The following is a 21,202-nucleotide window of genomic DNA, read 5'->3' as shown; positions in this document are numbered from 1 at the left end:
GCCTCTACTCCACGGCGAAGGAAAGATCGTGTCCACGGGTCTTCAATGACGCGAGGAACGCCGCCTTGTCGGTGGCTTTCATCCAGGCTTCCTTCGGCTCGACGATTCCCTTTTCGACCAGGTCGAGTAACACGTCGCCGAGCAGGATCATGCCAAGCTTTCGGGAGGTCTGCATCACCGACTGAATCTGGAACGCCTTCCCTTCGCGAATCATGTTGGCGACCGAAGGCATCGAGAGCAGAACTTCCCGCACCGCGACTCGTCCGCCGCCGATCTTCCTGCAGAGCGTCTGCGAAATGACGCCTTTCAGAGTGTCAGCGAGCATCACGCGAATCTGCGACTGACGGTCCGCGGGGAATTGATCGATGATCCGGTCTATTGTTCCCACCGCCGTCGTTGTGTGCAGCGTGCCAAACACGAGGTGGCCGGTTTCAGCCGTCTCGAGAGCGATCGCGACTGTCTCCATGTCGCGCATTTCGCCGATGAGGACAATGTCGGGATCCTCGCGCAGCGCGGCGCGCAGCGCATTCTTGTACGAGTCGGTGTGTAGGCCGACCTGCCGTTGCGTGATGACGCACCGTTTGTTCTTGTGAACGAACTCGATTGGATCTTCGATAGTGACGACGTGATCGTCGCGGGATCGGTTTATGAGATCCACCAGCCCGCCGAGCGTCGTTGATTTTCCCGAGCCTGTTGGCCCCGTGACGAGCACCAGACCCTGGGTCAGGAAGCAGAGCTTCCGCACCTCGGGGGAGATGCCAAGCCCTTCGACAGTCGCGACCTTGCTGGGGATCGCGCGAAACACGCCGCCTGCGCCGTGATGATCGCGTAACGCGTTCGCGCGGAACCTCGCGACATCGGGAATCTCGTAGGCAAAATCGGTGTCATGCGTCTCGCGATACTCGGCGAGGTTTCGCTCGGGCATGATCGAGACGAGCATCGCTTCGAGCCTCGAGTTAGTCAGCGGCTCCACTCCCTCCATACGCTTCAGCTCCCCGTGAAGGCGAAGAATCGGGGGCTCGCCCACGTGCAGATGGAGATCCGAAGCAAGCTCGTGAACGAGAGTTTTCAAGAGATTGTCGATTTCCGCCCTCGCGACGACCGACCCCGCGTCGGATTCAACGCCGTCACTGATGGCGGTGGCCGCCAAATTCGGACCGTCAGAGAGCGGCTCCAGCCGTGCCCTGTCGCGACCAGCTAAAGTCGCAAGATCGCCGTTTCCGTTGACGGTTGCTGCGGGATGTCCATTACCCGATGGCGAAACGGCAGCACTGGTCCCGGGCGAGGGCAACGATACATGAGACTCTCCATTCGGGGCGACGGCAGGGGCGGGACTGACTGTCGCGCGAAGCGTTCCTCCATCGTTCTGCAGCCTCGCCAGATAACGTCCGGTTTCATTCTTATAGATGAATTGAAGCGTCGAGCCCGTGCCGAGCTGCGACGCAATTTCCGCGGGTGCCATCTCGCGCAGCAGAGCCATGAGCTGGCCCTCGGCGAGAGGATTGCGGGTCAGCGGCTGCGGGGTTCCGCCTATCATCAGGAAGGCGACGTCGCCATCGGCCAGGCGCACGGCCTGGGCCCGATTTGAGACCATCGCGGCGATTAGAGCATCTATTCGTGGCATCCCTTTCTTGACGACCGAGATGCCCTAACATCACGCGTGCAGATGACCTTCCCGCTCGTACATTTCTCGCCGCTCGAGCTGCACGGTCACGTGTTGAATGCCGAATAGACGCATTGCGTCGTGAATGTGCTCTAACGCGTGCTGTTGAGCCGCCGGATCGCGCACGATAGCGTGCGCGCTCATCGCCACCATGCTCGGCGTAACTGACCAGATGTGGAGGTCGTGAACGGACTCGATGCCCGGGATGGCTTCCAGCTGCGCTCGCACAATTTGAAGATCGATGTGTCGTGGCGTCGACTCTAGAAGGATGTCGACTGCCTCCCGTACCAGCTGCCATGCCCCACGAATGATCAGACCTGCGGTCAGGAACGAGACGAGCGGATCTGCAACCAGCCAGCCCGTGTAGCGGATGAGCAGCGCGGCCGCGACTGTGCCGACCGATGCGAGCAAGTCGCCGAGCACGTGGAGGTAGGCACCCCGGACATTCATGTTGGCCCGCGACGTGGGGTGAAGAATTCGCGCGGCAATCAGGTTTGCAATGAGCCCCGCGATGGCGACCACGAGCATGAGCCCGCCCTCTACGGGCTCCGGATTCCTGACGCGCCTCACTGCCTCGAAGAGAATCCACGCGGAGATCAGCAGAAGTGTGGCGCCGTTCAGGAATGCAGCGAGTATCTCCCAACGCAGGTACCCGTAGCTCTTTCGCGGGGTGACGGGCTGCATCGTGAACCACGCGACGAACAACGAAAGGCCGAGCGCGCCGACATCGGTCAGCATGTGCCCCGCATCGGCGAGCAGAGCCAGCGAATTGGTGAGAAAACCGCCGATCACCTCGACAACGAGGAGGGTGCCAGTGATCGCGAGCGCTAAGCGAAGGCTGCGCGCGGGTGCGTGGCTCGCGTGGTCATGGCGGCCGGGAAGGTTTCCATGGAGGTCGTCATCTCCATGCGGCACATGAAGATGCGCGCCTTCATCGACTCCGGCGGAAGGCCCATGGCCGGAGTGATTGTGATAGCTTTCAGGCGTGACCCTCCGGCTGCTGGCCATTCTCTCGCTGGTACTCCTCAACGGGTTTTTCGTTGGCGCCGAGTTTTCACTCGTCCGCTCGCGTCGCACAAGGCTCGAAGCAATGGTCAGGTCAGGCGACCGCCTGGCGCGAATTGCCGTGCGGGCAAACTCTAATATCTCGCTCGTGCTCTCAGCGAGCCAGTTGGGCATTACACTGGCGAGCCTCGCCCTGGGCTGGATAGCCGTTGACGGGCTCGCCGCGATGTTGGGGGGGTTTTTCGCGAAGCTTCCGTTTGCCGTCGAGGCGTCGCTCAGCATCACGCTCGCCGGCTTTATCGCGTACGCGGTCCTGACCTATCTGCACGTACTTCTCGGTGAGCTCACGCCCAAAGCAGCCGCGCTCAATCATCCGGAGCAGATCGCGAAATTTCTTGCGCCGCCGCTGCTTGTCTTCGCGTGGGTGATGACGCCCTTCATATGGCTGCTCAATCACTCGGCCAATGGGCTTTTGAAGATGGTCGGCCAATCCACTACGGGGATGAACGAAACGGTACACTCTCCAGAAGAGATCCGTCTCCTTCTGGAGCAGGCACAGGAGAGCGGCTCGCTGCAGCAGGCGGACGCGCAGATGCTCGGGGCGGTGTTCGAGTTCTCGGAGAAGAACGCGCGTGAGGTGATGACCCCGCGCACGGAGATCGTCGCAATCGAGGTGAACTCGACACTCCCCGAGATTCTGCGCATCGTCGAGGAGAGCGGAAATTCGCGCTACCCCGTGTACGATGACACGATCGACGACATCATCGGGATCGTGCTCGCGAAAGACCTGCTGCGGATTCTGATTCCGGCGGCGACGGGAGGGCCCGGGCCAGTCGCCGAAGGGGTAGAGTTTTCCTTGCGCGCGATAATGCGGCCGGTCCACGTGATTCCCGGCTCGAAGGAAGTCGAGGACGTGCTGGCCGATTTCAAGCGCCTGAAGATCCACATGGCGATAGTGCTCGACGAGTACGGCGGCACGGCGGGCCTTATTACGATGGAGGACCTGCTCGAGGAGATCGTCGGCGAGATCCTCGACGAGTACGACACGCCGGAAGACAGTGATGCTCCTGTCAAGACGCGGGCGGGCGAGACAGTCGTGCCGGGAACAACGAATATCGGGGAGCTGAACGAGCGGTTCGGACTCGACGTGCCGGAGGACGATGCCACCACGATCGGCGGTTACGTGTTCGGAGTTCTCGGACGATTGCCGCAGCCCGGCGATCGCGTGATTTCAGGCGGAGCGATCTTTACGGTTCGCGAGATGGACGGCCGGAGGATCGACTCGCTGGCGGTCGATCTCCACTCTGCGGGAGATCGCCGGGCCCACGCTCGCGAGCCAGAATCTGCCGGCACAGAAGCAGCGCCTCGATAAAGCTCGCTGGGTCTGCGATGCCGCGGCCGGCAATATCCATTGCGGTGCCGTGATCGGGTGAAGTGCGCGGAAACGGCAGTCCCAGTGTGACGTTCACAGCGCTTCCGAACGCCGCTACCTTGATTGCCGTCATTCCTACGTCGTGGTACGGCGCGATCACCGCGTCGAACTCGCCGCGCATCGCCCGCACGAAAACCGTATCGGCAGGAAACGGCCCCAGGATTCCCGCGCTCCGTGCAGCCGGAGCAAGGAGCTGATCGTCCTCGTCGCCGAAGCGGCCGCCGTCTCCGCCGTGTGGATTGAGCGCACAAAGCGCGATTCGCGGAGCGGCAATTCCAAACCAGCGTGTGAGGTACTCGATGGTCGTCTTCGCGACAGAGACGATCTTCGCCTCGGTCAGCGCAGCATGCACCTCGCGCAAGGGAATGTGAGTCGTTGCGAGCACCACGCGCAGCGCGTTTCCGCCTTGCGTTGGTGCCCGTCGTGCCGCGAGCATCATGGCCACACTCGAGCTCGTGAGCTCGGCCAGCATCTCGGTGTGCCCGGGATAACGGTACCCACCGGCGAGAAGCGCGAACTTGTCGATGGGCGCCGTGACGATGCCGTGCACGGCTCCCTGTTTCGCCAGCTCTACCGCACGCTCGACCGCTCTGCCGCTCAGACGGCCGGCCGCTGCTGCATCGCCCCCGGCGCTCCAGCTCCCGACGGACTCGTCCACTTCGAGGCCGCAACCATCCGGGCCGATCACCACGAAATCAGAGCGCTCGCCGATCCTGCGATCAGCGAGCGCCTTGTTGATTATCTCCGGCCCGATGCCGCGCGGGTCACCCGCGGTTACGGCTAGCCGAATGCTCACTCGCTACAACCGAATCGCCACGTAAGTACGCTTGCGGAGATCGTCGAGCAGCTGGCGCGTGGCACGCTCGGCGATGAGCTGCTGGCGGATGCGATCCCGCACCTCGCTCTCGACGTATTGACCGGCTTCGTTCACTGTGACGAGCTGCAAGACCGAAAATTTCGACGCGCCGCTCGGACCCTTCAGCTCGAACGGATCGGTGACCTCGCCTGCCTTCTTGCCGGCGATCGCGGTTCCGTATGAAGCGGGCAGCGAGTCCCGGACGAACGGCTGCAGAATTCCCTTCTCCTCGGCCGGATCGTGGTGCTTCGCCACGAGCGAGTCGAAGTTTGCTCCGGCACGCCATGTCTTCGCCACCGAATCGGCTTCGAGACGAGCCCTGTTTATGTCGGCCGAATCAATCGCTGGCATGATCAGGATGTGGTGGGAATGAACTTCCGCCGCCTGTACGCGATCGACGCGTATGATGTGGTACCCGAACGCAGTCTCGACGACCGGGCTGATCTGACCCGGATTGAGTGCGAACATCATGCGCTCGAATGCCGGAACCATTGCGCCCCGTCGATTCCACCCGAGATCACCGCCGGTTGCCTTCGAGGCCTGGTCCATCGATTCGCGCTTGGCTATCTGCTCGAAGTCGCCGCCCTTACGGATTTCCACGAGGAGTGACTCGGCTTTTGCGCGGGCGCGCGCTTTCGACTCCGCGGTAGGCTTCGGCGCGACGACGATCTGACGGAAGGTGACTGTCGCAGGCTGTTTCTTGAGTAGCTCCTTGTTCTTCTGGAATGCTTCCTCTACCTCGGTTTCGCTGACGTTTCTTGCATGCGCGGTCTTCTGCAGGTCGGGAAATACACGCTGCTGCAGCGTTCGCCGGTAAAATTGCGTGTAAAGAGTGCGGCGGTATTCCTCCGGCGTGCCGAAGCCGGCATTCCTGAGCTCCGTCCGGTATTCCTCGTCGGCCTTGAACTGGTCGCGGACTCGCTTGATCTGATCGTCCACCGTGCGGTTCACCTCGCCTTCGGTGACCTCGATCTTCATCTCGTGCGCTTTCTGGACGAGGATTTCCTCGTCGATCAGCTGATTGAGCGCGTCACGCGCAAACGCAGCCTGCCCCGCCGAATCGGGTGGAAGAGTTAGGCCTGCCGCGCGCTGCTGATTTATGAACGTGAGCACGTCGCTCCAGAGAAGCGGCTGGGTTCCGACGATGGCGACGACCCTGTCGATCGGAATCCGTGCGAGACTCGGCCGCGCGGCAGCGGATGCTGCCGGCGCGGGTGCCGGAGCCACCTGCGCTCCGAGCGCCGGCGCGATAGTCAGCAAAGAAACAAGAAATGTTTTACGCATCCTCAACAATACCCCTTCCGGCAACCCGTGGTCCGATCAGCGCGTGGTCGTATCCTGCTTTGGCAGCGGAACAGCCGTTGGTGGTTGCCCGGCGGCCTTCGCCGAATCCGCCTTCAACCGTATCTGTGATGCCTCGATCAGGGCGCGACCCATCGCTTCGCTGTTGATGTCGTACCCGTACTTTTCGCGAAGGGCAGACTGGACTGGCTCCGTCACGTCCACGTACTGAGCCTTCTGCGTCATGAGATTCCTTATGTATGCCTGGGCCCGCTGGTTTGCGAGCTTCTCGCGGTCGCTCTTCGATTTTGCGGCGGCCAGGTCCTTCGGGCTGACACCCAGGGCAGTCCACGCGCCTCGAAGGGCATTCGCGAACGATGTCCGGATCTGTGCCATCTCCGTCGAGTCAGGCCCGAGCTTAGCGCTGTCCGCGGCGTGCACGACGAGCTCGTTGCGGATGAAATTCTTCACGAAGTTGGGGATTGCCGAATCGGGCGCGGACTTGACACGCTGCTGAATTCCGGCCTGCGGCGGAATCGTCGTCATCCATCGCGACAGGTCGGAAGCCCTGAATTCTCCAATATCGCTCGTCGCGAGCACGGTCTTGTCTGTCTTATGGGCCTCAGGATCGTCAACGACGGCTCGCACCGTCGGCGCGATACCCGGCTTCATTTTCAGATCAGCCGTTTGTTCGAGGGTCGCGAGGTAGGTGCTCTCGGCGGCTTGCAGCCCCACGCTCTGGCTCGCCTGCACAACTTCCGGTCGCACCTCGGAGTACAACGGCCGCCGGATGATATGGTAGCCGTACTGCGTCTCGACCACCGGCGAAATCTCTCCGGGCTTCAGAGCGAGAAGGGCTTGCTCGAAGGGAGCGACCATCGCTCCCCGCGCGAAAGTTCCGAGCGATCCGCCTTTGTCCTTCGATCCCGGATCCTGGCTGTTTCTCCTGGCGAGATCCGCGAAATTGGCCGGACTAGCCTGAGCCCGCAGCGCATCGATCCTCTTCCTCGCCGTGGCTTTCGCTGAATCGGGAAGCCCCTGGGTCAGCAACAGTATGTGGTTGGCAGCGAGCACCCGCCCGTTGTTGTAGAAGCCTTCCGCCTCAGAGCTGTCCGGAGCGCGCCACGATTTGGAGACGAGCTGGTACCACTTGCTCGCCTTGACGTTGGCTATCGGCGCCCACATCGCCTTGTCGATGAGCTTTGGATCCCTGAGAGAGTCGCTATTGGCAGCTGCTTTTCCCACGAGCTGGTAATTCACCCAGGCGTCTGTGACGGCCTGGGCGACGTCCTTCCGGAGCGGCGCCTGTGAATTTCCGATGAGGGCCGCGAGCTCGGTGACGCTCAGCTCGGCGCCGGCGGCTTTGGCAACGACGCTCGGGTGGGTGGACATGGCGTCACGGAGTGAATCGCAACCCGCGAGCAGAATCGTCAGAGCCACTGCGGCAGCTGATAATATCTTGATCATTTCGATTTGGTTTGTTGTGTGCCGGAGGTAAGCTGTGCTTGCAGTGTTGCGAGCGCGCGAACAAGGCCGGTGAGAAGCTCTGCGCCGCCCAGCCGTGTCAGCTTGAGTGAGAGCGGATGAGCGCGCCGCACTTCAGCCTGGAATTGTACTTCGTGAAACGCCGCAGAGATCCCCTTCATTCGGGGCACCGCGTGCTCGCGAAAGGTAATACGCGCTTCATTGCCGCGCACCAGAATGGACTCGATGTCCGCCGTTCCCCCGAGCACGCGAAGCAGTGCAACCGCAAAGAACGCTTCTGCGGGCGCCGGGAGAGGCCCGAACCGGTCGCGAACCTCCTCACGCAGGGCCTCTATCGGCACGGGGTCGGTCATGTGAGTGAGCCGCCTGTAGATATCGAGCTTGGCGTCCTGGCCGGCGATGTACTCGTCCGGGAGGTATGACGGCACGTCCACCGACACGTCCGCCGGCAGCAGCTTCGGCGCGGAGTCGCCGCGCACGACCCGAGTCACGGTCTCCTCGAGCATCCGGAGGTACATGTCGAATCCAACTGCGGTTACGAATCCGGACTGCTCCGGTCCGAGAAGGTTGCCGGCGCCGCGCAGCTCCAGGTCCTTCAGCGCAATCCGGTAGCCGGCGCCCAGCTCCGTGTGGTGCTCCAGAATCTTGAGGCGGCGGTTTGCGTCCTCGTCGATGTCTGCGTCGGGCACGAGCAGATAACATGTCGCACGGCGGTGCGAGCGCCCGACTCGTCCTCGAAGCTGGTACAGCTGTGCCAGGCCAAAATGATCGGCACGGTTCACGAACATCGTGTTCGCGTTCGGAACGTCCAGGCCGGATTCGACGATCATCGTCGATACGAGCACGTCAGTCTCGCCGTCGACGAACTCGCGCATCACCTGCTCGAGGTCGCGCTCGCGCATCTGCCCATGGCCAACGGCTACTCGCGCACGCGGCACGAGGCGCTGCACGTGGTCCGCGATCGCGTCGATTGTCTCCACGCGGTTGTGAACGAAGAACACCTGGCCCCCGCGATCGAGCTCGCGCGTGATCCCTTCCTCGATCAGCCCGTCGTCCCACGGCTCGACGAACGTGAGAACCGGTGACCGGTCGCGCGGCGGAGTCTGCATCAGTGTCATGTCGCGCAGGCCGGCGAGCGAGATGTGAAGCGTGCGCGGAATCGGAGTCGCCGTCAGAGTCAGTACGTCGGTCTCGAGCTTCAGATGCTTGAGCCTCTCCTTGTGCTTCACCCCGAAGCGGTGCTCCTCATCGACGACGATGACGCCGAGGTTCTTGAATCGAACGTCGGGGCTGAGGAGGCGGTGAGTCCCGATGACGATGTCCGCCCGCCCGTCCGAGAGCTCTTCGATTACCGCCTGCTGCTGCTTCGAAGTCTCGAAGCGGCTGAGAGTGCGAACGACGACGGGAAAATCCGCGAGACGGTCGCCGAACGTTCGCGCGTGCTGCTCGGCGAGAATTGTCGTTGGCACGAGCACAGCCACCTGCCGGCCTGACTGAACCGCCTTGAACGCGGCGCGCACGGCGATCTCAGTTTTTCCGTACCCCACGTCACCGACGAGCAGCCGATCCATCGGCCTCGCGCGCTCCATGTCGGATTTGACGTCGGTCGTGGCCGTCCGCTGGTCGGGTGTATCCTCGAACAGAAATGAGGATTCCAGCTGCCGCTGCCATGGTGTGTCGGGCAGGTGCGGCGGACGCGTAGCGACCTTGCGGCGAGCATAGAGGTCGAGCAGCTCAGCGGTCATTTCCTGAATCGCCGCGCGAGTTCTGTCGCGCTGCTGCGCCCAGCGCTTTCCACCGAGAGAATGCAGCCGCGGGGGCGGAGCGTCGCGCGTGATGTCGGCCGCCGATCGATAACGCTCGATCTGATCGATTCGGTAGAGCGGGACGTTCAACCTGTCGCCGCCCTCGTACTCGATCACTGCCGCCTCGACCGTGCTCTCGCGGAAAAAGACCTTTTCTATCCCGCGATAGATGCCGACGCCGTGCTCCAGGTGGACGACGTAGTCTCCCGGCGTGAGGGCGGTGAGGCTCTCGATTGCCGAACCGGTCGCGTAGCGGCGCGATCTGCGGATGCGGCGCTCGCGGCGGAATATCTCGTGGTCGGTGAGGACGCGAAGCCCCTGATTGTCAACCCATGGCGGAATGACGAAGCCGCCGTGAAGAACTCCAATCGCGAGAGCGGCGTTCGGAGGACGTCTTCCCTCCGACAGAAGCTCGTCGAGCCGCTCCGCCTGGCCGGCATTGTCGCAGAGAATGATCGTCGAGAGCCCGTCAGCCACCACTTCGCGGAGCCGTTTCATGTCGCGGAGAATCGGCTCAGGCGAAGTGAGCGGGAAATTCACCGATCGAGTCTCGATCTCATGATCGCGGTCCGCTGGCGCATCGGGGTCCGGACCGGCGCTCCGCGAGTCCTCGATGAAATCGGGACGCCGCTCGCCGTCACCCGTGCTCAGCGCGACGAGACCGAGCGCTCGGAGCGCTCGAACGATCTCGAAGGGCTCGGCAAAAAGCTGCTCGCGGTCCGGTGCATCTTCTCCCCGGCGACGCGCGAGCTCGATGTGATGCTCCGCCTCTTCCCACGTGCGATGCAGCTCCGGGGCTACATGGCTGTCCTCCGGTATTACGACGATCGTGTCGGGCGAGAACAGCGAGACGATCGAGACGCGCTCGCTTTCCTCGGCCGGCCCCGTGAGCTGGCCGTCTACGGGAAGTATCAGCGCGAGCTCCGCGTCTCTCGTGGATCGCTGGGTCACCAGATCGAAGTGCCTGAGCTCCACGATCTCGTCGCCCCAGAATTCGAGACGCACCGGCTCGGCCATCCCGAAGCCGTAAATGTCGAAGATCCCTCCACGGACACTGAACTGCGCCACGTCGTCCACCATCGCAGTGCGCTCGAAACCAATCGACTCGAGATGACTGGCTAGATCTTCGGGGCGCCGCGTGTCGCTCTTTCTCAGCTCCAGGCGAGTATGCGCCAGCGCCCTCGGAAGCTGGGTGCGCTCGAGCAGCGCCCGCGCCGTGGTGAGGAGGATCCGAACGTCGCCGCGGGCAAGACGCTCGAGAGTCTCGACGCGCTCGCCGGCCACTTCCGCGTGCGGCTCGGCTTCTCCGAATCCTTCACGGGGTGGATAGAACGCGACGGGCAGCTCATCCTCAAGCGATTCGAGATCCGCAAGCCAGCGCTCGGCTGTGGCCACACTTTCGGCGACCACGACGAAGAACCGCCCCGGACCGCGACGGCTCAGAGCGGCGGTGACGACGCAGTCGCTGGAACCTTCGAGCCCTGAGAGGTGTAGGCGCGGGCAGATTGGCGGAAGCGCGTCTACCGATCTTGTAAATTCGGGAAGCGCCTCGACGGCCTCGAGTAATGCTGGCAGTGACACCGCGCGCAAGGTATAGTACTTACAGCCCTCGGGGTAGCCGAGTACGCGGCATGATAAAGGAGCGGTGATGAGACAGAACCGGCTGGTCCTCGCGGCAGCATCGCTGCTCGTCATCGCCGGCAGCGCCCACGCGCAACGAGTGGATGGTGCCCGCCCCAGGAGCACCGATCGCAACTACGGACGCGCGCCCGAAGTAGAGGTCTGGGTCGATCGCTACGTCTTCAGATCAGGCGAGCGCATTCGTACTTACTTCGAGAGCGAGCCAGGCGCTTACGTCACGATTCTCCGTGTCACGACAACCGGAAACGTGTCAATCCTTTATCCGCGACGACCCACCGCTCAGCGACAATACCGTAACGAGTTCGCCAACGACGAGGTGCCGTTCGGCGGGCGGCGGGAGTTCTATCTCAACGAGCCCGAAGGCGTTGGATATGTCTTCGCTGTCGCGTCTTTCGAGCCTTTCGACTACCGGGCCTTCAACAGCGGCGGCCAGTGGACCACGACGCGCCTCGCGGGATTTGGCTACGGCGATCCATACAGGGCCGTAAACACTTTCGTCTCCAGAACCCTGTCCGAGCGCGCGGACTATTCCACGGATTACATCCAGTACCAGGTCATTGAGGGGAGCCGATACGACCGCTACGGGTACGGGTCCGGCTTCGGATACGGATACGGGTCGGGTTATGGCGGCGCGTGGTACGAGGATCAGTATCACACCTGCCTCAGGTACTACGGTTTGCAGGCGATCAGCTACTGCCGCTCGTACGCCGGTTCCGGCATCGGCGGATTTCCCTACATCGTAGTGCGGCCGCCGCAGACGCCGGCTCCAACAACTCCGACACGCACGGTGCGCCGGCCCAAGATGGCACCTCCGGGTAGAATCATTCCCGACCCCGGCGTTGCAGCAGAAGCCGCGAATTCAGACCAGTCCAATTTCTCCAAGTATTCCGGAGCGCGTGAACGGTCGGCTTCACCGCGCGTCATCGACAACAGTGACAATCTGAAAGTCGAGCGCCGGCAGAGACCCCAGCCGGTGCGCGACGACGAGCCGGCGCCTTATGTAGTCGGGCAGCCGCGTCACGAGCCTGCGCCGGTGCAACGTTTCGAGGTGCCCGCTGCGCCTCGGCTTGACCCGCAAGCCGCGCAGCGGTATGAGCCCTCGCCGGTGCAGAGATACGAGCCGCCGGCAGCGCAACGGTATGAGCCGCCGGCGGTGCAGCGCTATGAGGCCCCTCCGGTTCAGCGCTATGAAGCGCCGAGAGTCGAACAGCGACAGGAACCGCGTCCCGCGCCAGTAGCGCGCGAGCATCCGGCGCCGAGGGTCGAGCCAGCTCCACCACCACCACCGCCGCCAGCGCAATAGCTTCACGCTTTCCCGATCCCTTCGCCGACGCGGGCCGCGTCGGCGAAGGTCGTGGATTCAACGAATCGAACGGATCAGAACCATTTTGTATGTAGTTTAGAACGTCAGAGTATTCGTCTCTGATCCGTTCTGATCCGTCGAATCCGCTCCCATGCAACTCGATCACATCCGGAATTTCTGCATCGTCGCCCACATCGACCACGGCAAGTCCACGCTTGCCGATCGGCTGATCGAGGCGACGGGCATGCTGCAGAAGCGCGAGATGAAAGCGCAGGTGCTCGACACTCTCGACCTCGAGCGCGAGCGCGGAATCACGATCAAGCTCAACGCAGTGCGGATGAGCTATGGCGCGCGAGATGGAAGCTCTTATGAGCTGAATCTCATCGACACTCCGGGTCACGTGGACTTCACCTACGAAGTCTCGAGGTCGCTCGCCGCCTGCGAAGGCGCAATCCTCGTCGTCGACGCGTCGCAGGGAATCCAGGCGCAGACTCTCTCCAATCTATTCCTGGCTCTCGACGCCGGACTCACGATCATTCCCGTGCTGAACAAGATCGATCTGCCGGGTGCCGAGCCCGAGCGGCGGAAGCAGGAAGTTCACGATCTCCTCGGCGTCGATCCCGAGGAGATTCTGCTGGTGAGTGCAAAGGAGGGAGTTGGCATAAGCGAGCTGCTCGAGGAGATAGTCCGCCGCGTTCCTGCCCCGAAGGGTGATCCCGACGGGCCGCTTCGCGCCCTCATCTATGATTCGTACTACGACAGATACCGGGGTGCGATTCCCAGCGTCCGCGTCGTCGACGGAGTTCTTCGCGAGGGCACGAAAATCACTTTCGGGGCAAGCGATTCCGTATATGAAGTCGCCGAGGTCGGATACAATCAGCTGCGCCAGGTCAGTACGAGTGAGCTAGGCCCTGGGGAAGTCGGGTACGTAGTCGCCAATGTGCGCTCGGTGAAGGAGACGCGAGCGGGCGATACGATCTTCGATGCGGACAACAAGGCGCCGCAGCCGCTGCCGGGCTACAAGGAAGTGCGGTCCTTCGTTTTCGCGGGACTGTATCCGACAGATACGACGCAATACGAAACCCTTCGCGACGCGCTGGAGAAGCTTCAGCTCAACGACGCGTCGCTCCAGTACGAGCCTGAAACGTCCACTGCCCTGGGCTTCGGCTTTCGCTGCGGATTTCTCGGGCTTCTACACATGGAGATAGTCCAGGAGCGGCTCGGCCGCGAGTACGAGCTCGAGCTCGTCACGACGGTGCCAAGCGTGGAGTATCGCGTTCACCGCACCGACGGAGAAATCCAGCTGATCGAGAATCCATCGCTCATGCCGCCGGCGGCCGTCATCAACTACATCGAGGAGCCGTACGTCAAGGCGCGGATCATGGCGCCAGCCGAGTACATCGGCGGCATCATGTCGCTCGGCACTGAGCGGCGCGGCATCTATCGCAACATGACTTACCTCGACACTGCGCGCGTCGAGTTCGACTGGGAGTTTCCGCTCGCGGAGATCATCCTCGACTTCTTCGACAGGCTGAAGACAATCAGCCGGGGCTACGCGTCGCTCGACTACGAGATCCTCGAGTATCGTCGAAGCGATCTGGTGAAGCTCGACATGCTGATAAACGGCGAGCCGGTGGACGCTTTCTCGGTGATCATCCACCGCGACAAGGCGTACGAATGGGGACGCAAGATTGCCGACAAGCTGCGTGAGCTGATTCCGCGGCAGCTGTTCGAAGTTGCGATTCAGGCTGCGATCGGACAGAAAGTGATCGCGCGCACGTCGGTCAAGCCCGTTCGGAAGGATGTTCTCGCCAAATGCTACGGCGGTGACATCACGAGAAAGCGCAAGCTTCTGGAGAAGCAGAAGGAAGGAAAGAAGCGCATGAAGCAGGTCGGCTCGGTGGAGATTCCGCAGGAAGCGTTTCTCGCGGTCCTGCAGGTGGAGTAACGCATGGCCACGCTCGTTGTGCAGACGAGCTTTCTGGGCGACGTCGTCCTTACAACCCCACTTATCGCCGAGCTTGCGAAGCGTTCTCAGGTCGACGTCGTAACCACGCTGCCGGGCGCGCAGGTGCTGGCCAACAATCCGGCAATTCGAAACACGCTCGTGTACGAGAAGCGCGACGGCGACAGGGGCGTCTCCGGATTCATCCGGATGGTGAGCAGGGTGCGGAATGCTGGGAGGAATGCAGGATTGCCGAATGGCAGTTACGACGCGGCTTACCTGGCGCAGGGCTCGTTGCGCAGCGCGATGCTCGCGCTGGCGGGCGGGGTAAAAGAGAGAATCGGCTTCGATACGTCGGCCGGACGTGCACTCTACACGCAACGCGTGCGATACAACGCCGAGCTGCACCATGCCGAGCGACTGTGGTGGCTGTCCATGAGCGAGTGCGCCGATCCGCCCCGGCCGGAACAAGTGCGGCCGCGCCTGTATCCCGGCGATGACGAGCGTCGCGCCGTGGACAGGCTTCTCACCGACCATGGTCTTACCGAGCCCTTCATAGCTCTTGCTCCGGGAAGCGCCTGGGGAACCAAGCGGTGGCCCTTTTATCCGGAGCTCGCGACTTTGCTGCACAACCGCTTCGCAGTGGTCGTGGTCGGCGGAAATGCAGATGTCGCGACGGGTGAGACAATCGTATCGCAGCTTGCACCCGGCCGAGGTCTCAACGCCGCCGGGAAGCTGTCATTCCTTGGATCGGCCGAGTTGATCGCAAGAGCAACGGCGCTCGTCGCCAACGATTCTGCGTCGCAGCATCTGGCGTCGGCCATGGGAACCACGACCGTTACAGTGTACGGGCCGACAGTTCCAGAGTTCGGCTTCGGCCCGCGGGCGCCGGGCAGCAGGACTGCCGGCGTGAGCGCGCTCGCCTGCCGCCCATGTCACAGGCACGGTCCTCCCCGCTGCCCGCTTGGACATTGGCGGTGTATGCGCGAACTTTCGTCCAGGGAGGTCCATGAGATCCTCACGAACACTATTTCTTAAGCGAGCTTTCATTTGACCGTGAGAGAGCAGTTCATCGTAGGAGTCGATCTCGGAGGAACCAACATCGCGGCAGGCGCGATGCCGACCGACGGAACCCGCGAGATCGCCATGCGCATGGGGCAGACGAGGGCTGAAGAGGGCTCCGCGGCTGTAGTTGAGCGCATTGTCAGGATGATCGAGGATGTGATCGAGCAAACGCGTGCCGAGACCGGCGCTGAGAGATCGGATTTCCTGGGCGTGGGGATTGGATCTCCCGGGCCCCTGGACCGCGCGAAAGGCGTAATCATCGTCACGCCAAACCTCGGGTGGGAGAATTTTCCACTCCGCGATGAAGTCGGAAGCCGCGTGAATCTCCCAGCGTCTCTCGATAACGACGCGAATTGCGCGACGCTCGGGGAATGGTGGTGCGGTGCCGCGAAGGGTGGCCGGAATGTTGTTGGAATGACGATCGGCACCGGCATCGGCGGCGGCCTGATTCTCGACGGCAAGCTTTACCACGGCTCGTCGGATGCCGCCGGAGAGATCGGGCACACGACGATCGATTCCACCGGCCGGCGGTGCAAATGCGGCAACTACGGGTGCCTCGAGGCATACGCATCGGGCCCGGCAATCGCCCAGCGTGCGTGTGAGCTGCTGAAGGTGGACGGCGATTCAATTCTCAGCGAGATGGTCAACGGCGACGTCAGCCGCATCACCGCACAAATTGTATTCGAGGCGTCGAAGCGCGGGGATGCTGTGGCGATCGAGGTCGTCCGCGACACGGCACACTTCATTGGTGTGGGAATCTCCAATCTGATAAACGTCTTCAATCCCGACACCGTCGTCATCGCCGGAGGAGTCACGCAGGCGGGAGATCAGCTGTTCGATCCGATGCGCGCCGAGGTCAGACGAAGAGCGTTCAAGCCGGCGGTGGAGGCGTGCCGGATCGTACCCGGCAATCTGCCGCTTTCTGCGGGCGTAGTTGGAGCTGTCGCGACCTTCAAGGCGCAGATGCTCGGAGACCTGTAGCGGCTGTGACGCGCCGCGTTGGCGTCATCGGCACCTTCGTCTGGGACGTCATTCACGGCCGCGACCCTCACGACGCGCCGGTGGAGGAATGGGGAGGAATCACCTACACCCTCGGGGCGCTCGATGCAGCGCTTCCCGACGACTGGGAGATGGTTCCTCTGGTCAAGGTCGGCTTCGATCTCGCCGACCGCGCGCGCGACTTCATGCGCCAGCTCGACAAGGTCGCACCGGATGCGGCGCCCATCGAAGTGCCGCATCACAACAATCGTGTGTCACTGCACTATCAGAGTGCGGAGCGGCGATGCGAGCGCCTCGCCGGAGGCGTACCGAAGTGGAGCTGGCTCGGGCTGAAACCGCTGCTGTCGGGACTGGACGCGCTTTATGTCAACCTCATCAGCGGGTTCGAGCTGGACCTCGAGACGGCGCAGCTCCTTCGCGCGCATTTCAAGGGACCGATCTACTGCGATCTGCACTCATTGCTGCTGGCCGTTCAGCCGGACGGCATTCGAACGCTGCAGCCGCTGCCCAATCCTGCGGCGTGGTGCCGATGCTTTGACTTTCTACAGGTCAACGAGGACGAGATGAGCATGATGGCAGCCGACCCGCTCGCACTCGCGGCTATCGCCCTGTCGGCCGGCGTCAAAACCCTCAATGTGACCATGGGGAAGCGGGGCGTGGTCTACTTCGCGGCTCCCGGATTCGACAGCCTGGCAGATCTCGAGCGCAACGACCTTCAGAGTGCGACCGGACCGATACGGACGGAGCTGCTGCCCGCGGTGCCGGCCCGACATGGCGCTGACGGTGATCCGACGGGGTGCGGAGATGTGTGGGGAGCGACATATTTCTCGCGTCTTCTGGCTGGAGAAAATATCGCCGAAGCGATGCGCGCCGCTCTCGTGGCCGCGGCCAAAAATGTCGACCATCGCGGGGCCAGTGGCCTCGCGCGCTACCTGCGGGGAGAGCTTAGCATCAAGTGACGAAAGTAATAGACGTCCCCCCTTCACTCGACGATCAAAGCTTCGAGCAAGTTTTCGAGGCGCTGGCTCCCCTCCCCCCTGATGAAAAAATCCTGATCGACGCGCGCCGCACCCGCTGGGCGTCGCCCTACGGCCTTACCGCGCTGCTTACTGTGGCGCAAACACGGTTGCAGAAGCCTGCGCTCGCAATCCCGGAGTCAGACGATACGGCGACTTACTGGGCACGCACCCAGTTTTTCCACTTCGCGGCCGACCTCTACGAAATCAGCGGAAAGATCCCGCGAGCACGCTCCACCGAGGATTTGAACGTCCTTCTTCCGGTCACTCCCGTCGCGAAGACCGAGGACATTCACCGGGTAGTGGACAAGATTCAGAATAAAGCGCAAGCTATGTTGATCGGAGGTCTTCACCTGGAGCCGAGCGCGACAATGCGCTTCACGATGGCGCTCTCGGAGATCTGTCAGAACGTGATCGAGCACGCCGGTCGCGGCGGATGGGTCGCCGTTCACGCGTATCGGTGGCAGAAACGACTCGGCAGGAAGGTCGTAGTAATCTCGGTGTGCGATGCCGGCATCGGGTTTCGACAGTCGCTCGAGTCGGCGCACGGCCCGCGCGCAACGGACAGGTGGGACGACGGAATGGCACTCGAGGAGACAGTAATGCGCGGAGCAACGCGCTTCAGAGATCCTGGCCGCGGCCAGGGACTCGCCGGCGTACGAAAGTTCATCCACGACTGGACTGGAAAATTCAGCGTTCGAAGCGGAACCGCGCGGATAGCGATTGTCCCCGAGTGGGACGGCGATGTGCCGATGCGCGAGAACCTACCGTTTTTTCCGGGCGCTCAGGTACAGATCACGATTCCCGAGAAGGTCGTGCCGTGATCAATCGCATCGACGTGAGCAGCGTTCTGCGGACCAGCGTCTGCGATCTTTACTCCAACCTGGTAACGCGGCCGACGGGTGCAATGGTGCGACTCGGCATCGAGCATCAGCTCGACGAGATCGGGGACCGGGCACTTACAATCCTCGATTTCTCGCACGTCAGGCTACTCGATTTCTCCTGCGCCGACGAGATTGTCGCGAAGCTGCTGCTGCAGTACGTGAGCGTAGATATCCCGCGCCGCGAGGTGTACTTCGTGTTCTACGGAATGAGCGAGTCGCACATGGACGCGATCGAGACGGTGCTGCAGCGGCACAGCCTCGCGCTCGTCTCGCAGCTGGCGGACGGAAATCCGCGTCTGCTCGGCGTGATCGACGACGACCAGCGGCTGATCTGGGAGACTATGCGGCAGCTCGGCAGCGCCGAGCCGTCGGAGGTCGCTTCCAGCGCGGGGGTCTCCGCCGAACGGGCGAAGCAGACTCTGGAGGACCTGTGGCGGCGTCGGCTGGTTATAAGAGAAGACCATGTCTACGTCTCCCTTTGCGGCGGGTCTCCCGGCATGACAACCGACGAGTTCGCCGCGACGGATCACTCCCCGTCCCAGCTGTCATGAAGCGCCTTCGTCTGCCCGAGCCCCAGTTCAGGATGGATTTCCGTTTTCGGCCGGAGCTCCGAATAATCGACTACATCTCCACGAAGCGCGGTGACCCCGAGCGCGGCCCGATGATTCGAATCAGTCCCACCGACGCGAAGATTCGACTCCTCACAAAAGGGGAGCTCGCGTGGGTCCAGGGCCCGAGACGAAACGAGCTCGCTGTTGTCGAGATCGACGATATGGTTCCCGATGGGTCTGCCGTTGTGCGCGACATCGCGGGAGTCGCGCTCTCCGAGCGAGTCGTCGTCACGAAGCCCGATTTCGACAATCCACCGTCCGGCAAAGCGGTCGGCTGACGGATGGTCGATCCCGTGAAAACCCAGGGCCGCTCGACCATCGCCGTTCATGGCGGGAGGGACCATCGCGGGCCCGGATCGCCGGTGGCGCAGCCGCTGCTGCAATCGGTGAACTACGTGCAGGAATTCGGCACCAGCGAAGGCCTGATGTACACGCGTTACGGCAACACACCTAATGAAGAGGTGGTTCAGAAGCGCATCGCGATGCTCGAGGGCGCCGAGGCTGCACTGGTGCTGTCGAGCGGGATGGGCGCGACTGCATGCGCGCTGCTCGCCCTCTTGAGACCAGGCGATCATCTCGTCTCAAGCGCGTGGATCTACGGTGGAACAAGGCGGCTCTTCACCGATGAGTTCATCACCATGGGAATCGAGGTAACCTACGCCGACCCCGACGAGCGCCGGGCCTGGCGCAGCTCCATCCGCAAGAACACGCGCGCGATCTTCGTCGAGTCTCCGGTGAATCCGACATCCAGGGTGCTCGACATCGCCCAGATCGCAACCATGGCGAAGGCGCAGGGTGTCGCACTGGTTGTGGATTCGACTCTCGCCAGCCCGATCAACGCGCGCCCGATCTCACAGGGGGCGGACGTCGTCATTCATTCCGCCACCAAGTACCTCAATGGTCATCACGACATCCTTTGCGGTGTTGTCGCCGGTACTGCGTCGTACATCGACGAAGTGAAGCAGAAGATGGCTGTCTGGGGCCAGGCGCCCGATCCTTTTGCGTGCTGGCTGCTGGAGCGGGGGCTCAAGACGCTCGACGTCAGGGTGCAGCGATGCAACGAGAACGCGATGCGTGTAGCGGAGTGGTGCTCCGCGCGGCCGGAGATCAGCAAGGTTCATTACGTCGGTTTGCCAGGTCATCAGGATCATGCCATCGCGAAGAAAATGCTCGACGGATTCGGTGGGCTTCTGGCAATCGAGCTCGCGGGGGGCGGCGCGGCCGCGGACAAATTCGTGCGCAGCGTGCGTCTCATCACTTATGCTGCCAGCCTTGGCGGCGTAGACACGCTGGTCATCGAGCCACGCTACAGCTCCCACGCGCACATGACGAGTGAAGCGCGGGCAGCGATCGGTATCCCCGATGGATTCCTCCGCCTGAGCATCGGCATCGAGGATGCGGAAGACATCATCGCCGATATCGAGCAGGCGCTGCAGTAGGAAGCGATGATCCGGCTTCAGGACGTAGCCAAGGAGTACACTCGCACGCGCGTGGCGTTGAGTCACGTGACCTTTCAGGTGAAGCGCGGCGAATTCGTCTTTCTCATCGGTCCGAGCGGGTCCGGCAAAACCTCGATTCTCCGACTCCTCTACATGGAGGAGAAGCCGAGCCACGGCGACGTCTGGGTGAACGGAATTCATTCCAGCACTGCCAATCGCAAGGAGATTGCGCAGCTCCGGCGAAAACTTGGAATCGTGTTTCAGGAATTCCGCCTGCTCGAGGACCGCACCGCCGAGCAGAATGTGGCATTCGCGCTGGAGGTGACGGGAGCGCCGAAGTCGGAGATCCCCGAAAAAGTCGCGAGAGTGCTCAACAAGGTCGGATTGGCTTCCAAGGCGAATCAGCTGCCGAGGCATCTTTCGGGGGGTGAGCAGCAGCGCGTTGCGATCGCGCGGGCGCTCGTGAACGAGCCTTACTTCATTCTTGCCGACGAGCCGACCGGGAATCTCGACGAGCGGGCGACACGCGGTGTGTTCCAGCTGCTGAAGGACATCAACGCCGGAGGCACATCGGTCGTGATGGCGACGCACGACCTGGAGATGGTTCGCAGCACCGATTTCCGCACGGTGGAGCTGAACCACGGGCGCGTCGTCTTCGATTCGGCGGACAAGCCTCCGCCGGAGACGCGGTACACGCCGCTCATCGGGCAGCCCGCGATCGGTGGTCCGCTGGAGAACAACTGGCCGCCGCCTCCGGGCGGAGCAAAGTAGA

The 21,202-nt window shown here is 62.5% G+C and carries 16 protein-coding genes and 1 pseudogene; 11 read left to right on the top strand and 6 right to left on the bottom strand.

All coding sequences use genetic code 11. The features are described from left to right. Window positions 1-4: 4 nt before the first annotated feature. Entirely contained in the window at window positions 5-1,624 is a 1,620-nt protein-coding gene (locus VES88_13465) for a PilT/PilU family type 4a pilus ATPase (GenBank protein ID HYN82506.1), read from the bottom strand. 30 nt (window positions 1,625-1,654) lie between these two features. Beyond that, window positions 1,655-2,671 carry a cation diffusion facilitator family transporter gene (locus VES88_13460; protein ID HYN82505.1) on the bottom strand — a complete coding sequence of 339 codons (1,017 nt, stop codon included), beginning with the start codon at window positions 2,669-2,671 and terminating at the stop codon, window positions 1,655-1,657. Here VES88_13460 and VES88_13455 point away from each other — a divergent pair. Then, window positions 2,649-3,905: pseudogene (locus VES88_13455) on the top strand (hemolysin family protein). The gene VES88_13460 and the pseudogene VES88_13455 sit on opposite strands and share 23 nt — an antisense overlap. Window positions 3,906-3,915: 10 nt before the next feature. Here VES88_13455 and VES88_13450 read toward each other — a convergent pair. From VES88_13450 to mfd, 4 genes are all read right to left on the bottom strand, one after another. Continuing rightward, window positions 3,916-4,896 carry a 4-hydroxythreonine-4-phosphate dehydrogenase PdxA gene (locus VES88_13450; protein ID HYN82504.1) on the bottom strand — a complete coding sequence of 327 codons (981 nt, stop codon included), beginning with the start codon at window positions 4,894-4,896 and terminating at the stop codon, window positions 3,916-3,918. 3 nt (window positions 4,897-4,899) lie between these two features. Next, on the bottom strand, window positions 4,900-6,183 hold the full coding sequence (locus tag VES88_13445) for a peptidylprolyl isomerase (protein ID HYN82503.1): 1,284 nt from the start codon (window positions 6,181-6,183) through the stop codon (window positions 4,900-4,902). A gap of 93 nt (window positions 6,184-6,276) precedes the next feature. Beyond that, entirely contained in the window at window positions 6,277-7,704 is a 1,428-nt protein-coding gene (locus VES88_13440; protein ID HYN82502.1) for a peptidylprolyl isomerase, read from the bottom strand. Continuing rightward, on the bottom strand, window positions 7,701-11,108 hold the full coding sequence (gene mfd / locus VES88_13435; protein HYN82501.1) for a transcription-repair coupling factor: 3,408 nt from the start codon (window positions 11,106-11,108) through the stop codon (window positions 7,701-7,703). Before mfd ends, VES88_13440 begins: the two co-directional genes overlap by 4 nt. A 67-nt stretch (window positions 11,109-11,175) precedes the next feature. Between mfd and VES88_13430 the strand changes: the two genes are divergently transcribed. From VES88_13430 to ftsE, 10 genes are all read left to right on the top strand, one after another. Next, window positions 11,176-12,471 (top strand): DUF4384 domain-containing protein, encoded by a 1,296-nt coding sequence (locus VES88_13430; GenBank protein HYN82500.1) that lies wholly within the window; start codon window positions 11,176-11,178, stop codon window positions 12,469-12,471. 151 nt (window positions 12,472-12,622) lie between these two features. Further along, window positions 12,623-14,419, top strand: coding sequence for a translation elongation factor 4 (gene lepA, locus VES88_13425; GenBank protein ID HYN82499.1), 1,797 nt, complete (start codon window positions 12,623-12,625; stop codon window positions 14,417-14,419). 3 nt (window positions 14,420-14,422) lie between these two features. Next, the gene (locus VES88_13420; GenBank protein HYN82498.1) at window positions 14,423-15,454 is read left to right on the top strand and encodes a glycosyltransferase family 9 protein; all 1,032 of its coding nucleotides are present in this window, start codon (window positions 14,423-14,425) and stop codon (window positions 15,452-15,454) included. Between the two features lie 18 nt (window positions 15,455-15,472). Further along, window positions 15,473-16,462 carry an ROK family protein gene (locus tag VES88_13415; GenBank protein HYN82497.1) on the top strand — a complete coding sequence of 330 codons (990 nt, stop codon included), beginning with the start codon at window positions 15,473-15,475 and terminating at the stop codon, window positions 16,460-16,462. Window positions 16,463-16,467: 5 nt separating this feature from the next. Beyond that, entirely contained in the window at window positions 16,468-17,439 is a 972-nt protein-coding gene (locus VES88_13410) for a PfkB family carbohydrate kinase (GenBank protein ID HYN82496.1), read from the top strand. After that, complete coding sequence (locus tag VES88_13405) at window positions 17,436-18,320, top strand: ATP-binding protein (protein HYN82495.1); 885 nt, start codon at window positions 17,436-17,438, stop codon at window positions 18,318-18,320. The genes VES88_13410 and VES88_13405 overlap by 4 nt, the downstream gene beginning before the upstream one ends. After that, window positions 18,317-18,931: a hypothetical protein gene (locus tag VES88_13400; GenBank protein ID HYN82494.1), complete on the top strand. Its 615-nt coding sequence runs from the start codon at window positions 18,317-18,319 to the stop codon at window positions 18,929-18,931. Before VES88_13405 ends, VES88_13400 begins: the two co-directional genes overlap by 4 nt. Further along, a complete protein-coding gene (locus VES88_13395; GenBank protein ID HYN82493.1) occupies window positions 18,928-19,269 on the top strand; it encodes a hypothetical protein in 342 nt (113 codons plus the stop codon). Before VES88_13400 ends, VES88_13395 begins: the two co-directional genes overlap by 4 nt. Before the next feature lie 3 nt (window positions 19,270-19,272). Continuing rightward, window positions 19,273-20,430, top strand: a complete 1,158-nt coding sequence (locus tag VES88_13390) for an aminotransferase class I/II-fold pyridoxal phosphate-dependent enzyme (GenBank protein ID HYN82492.1) — start codon at window positions 19,273-19,275, stop codon at window positions 20,428-20,430. A gap of 6 nt (window positions 20,431-20,436) precedes the next feature. After that, on the top strand, window positions 20,437-21,201 hold the full coding sequence (gene ftsE / locus VES88_13385; GenBank protein ID HYN82491.1) for a cell division ATP-binding protein FtsE: 765 nt from the start codon (window positions 20,437-20,439) through the stop codon (window positions 21,199-21,201). The last annotated feature ends 1 nt before the right edge of the window (window position 21,202 follow it).

The organism is Gemmatimonadaceae bacterium, from assembly GCA_035633115.1.
Classification (GTDB): Bacteria; Gemmatimonadota; Gemmatimonadetes; order Gemmatimonadales; family Gemmatimonadaceae; genus UBA4720.
This window is presented reverse-complemented; position numbering and strand designations above follow the sequence as displayed.

Bases quoted from the DNA above. Each gene is read 5' to 3' on its own strand.
- VES88_13430 (HYN82500.1), top strand. From the start codon at position 11,176: ATGAGACAGAACCGGCTGGTCCTCGCGGCAGCATCGCTGCTCGTCATC.
- VES88_13390 (HYN82492.1), top strand. From the start codon at position 19,273: ATGGTCGATCCCGTGAAAACCCAGGGCCGCTCGACCATCGCCGTTCAT.
- VES88_13395 (HYN82493.1), top strand. From the start codon at position 18,928: ATGAAGCGCCTTCGTCTGCCCGAGCCCCAGTTCAGGATGGATTTCCGT.
- VES88_13465 (HYN82506.1), bottom strand. From the start codon at position 1,624: ATGCCACGAATAGATGCTCTAATCGCCGCGATGGTCTCAAATCGGGCC.
- VES88_13460 (HYN82505.1), bottom strand. From the start codon at position 2,671: ATGGCCAGCAGCCGGAGGGTCACGCCTGAAAGCTATCACAATCACTCC.
- ftsE (HYN82491.1), top strand. From the start codon at position 20,437: ATGATCCGGCTTCAGGACGTAGCCAAGGAGTACACTCGCACGCGCGTG.
- VES88_13420 (HYN82498.1), top strand. From the start codon at position 14,423: ATGGCCACGCTCGTTGTGCAGACGAGCTTTCTGGGCGACGTCGTCCTT.
- lepA (HYN82499.1), top strand. From the start codon at position 12,623: ATGCAACTCGATCACATCCGGAATTTCTGCATCGTCGCCCACATCGAC.
- VES88_13440 (HYN82502.1), bottom strand. From the start codon at position 7,704: ATGATCAAGATATTATCAGCTGCCGCAGTGGCTCTGACGATTCTGCTC.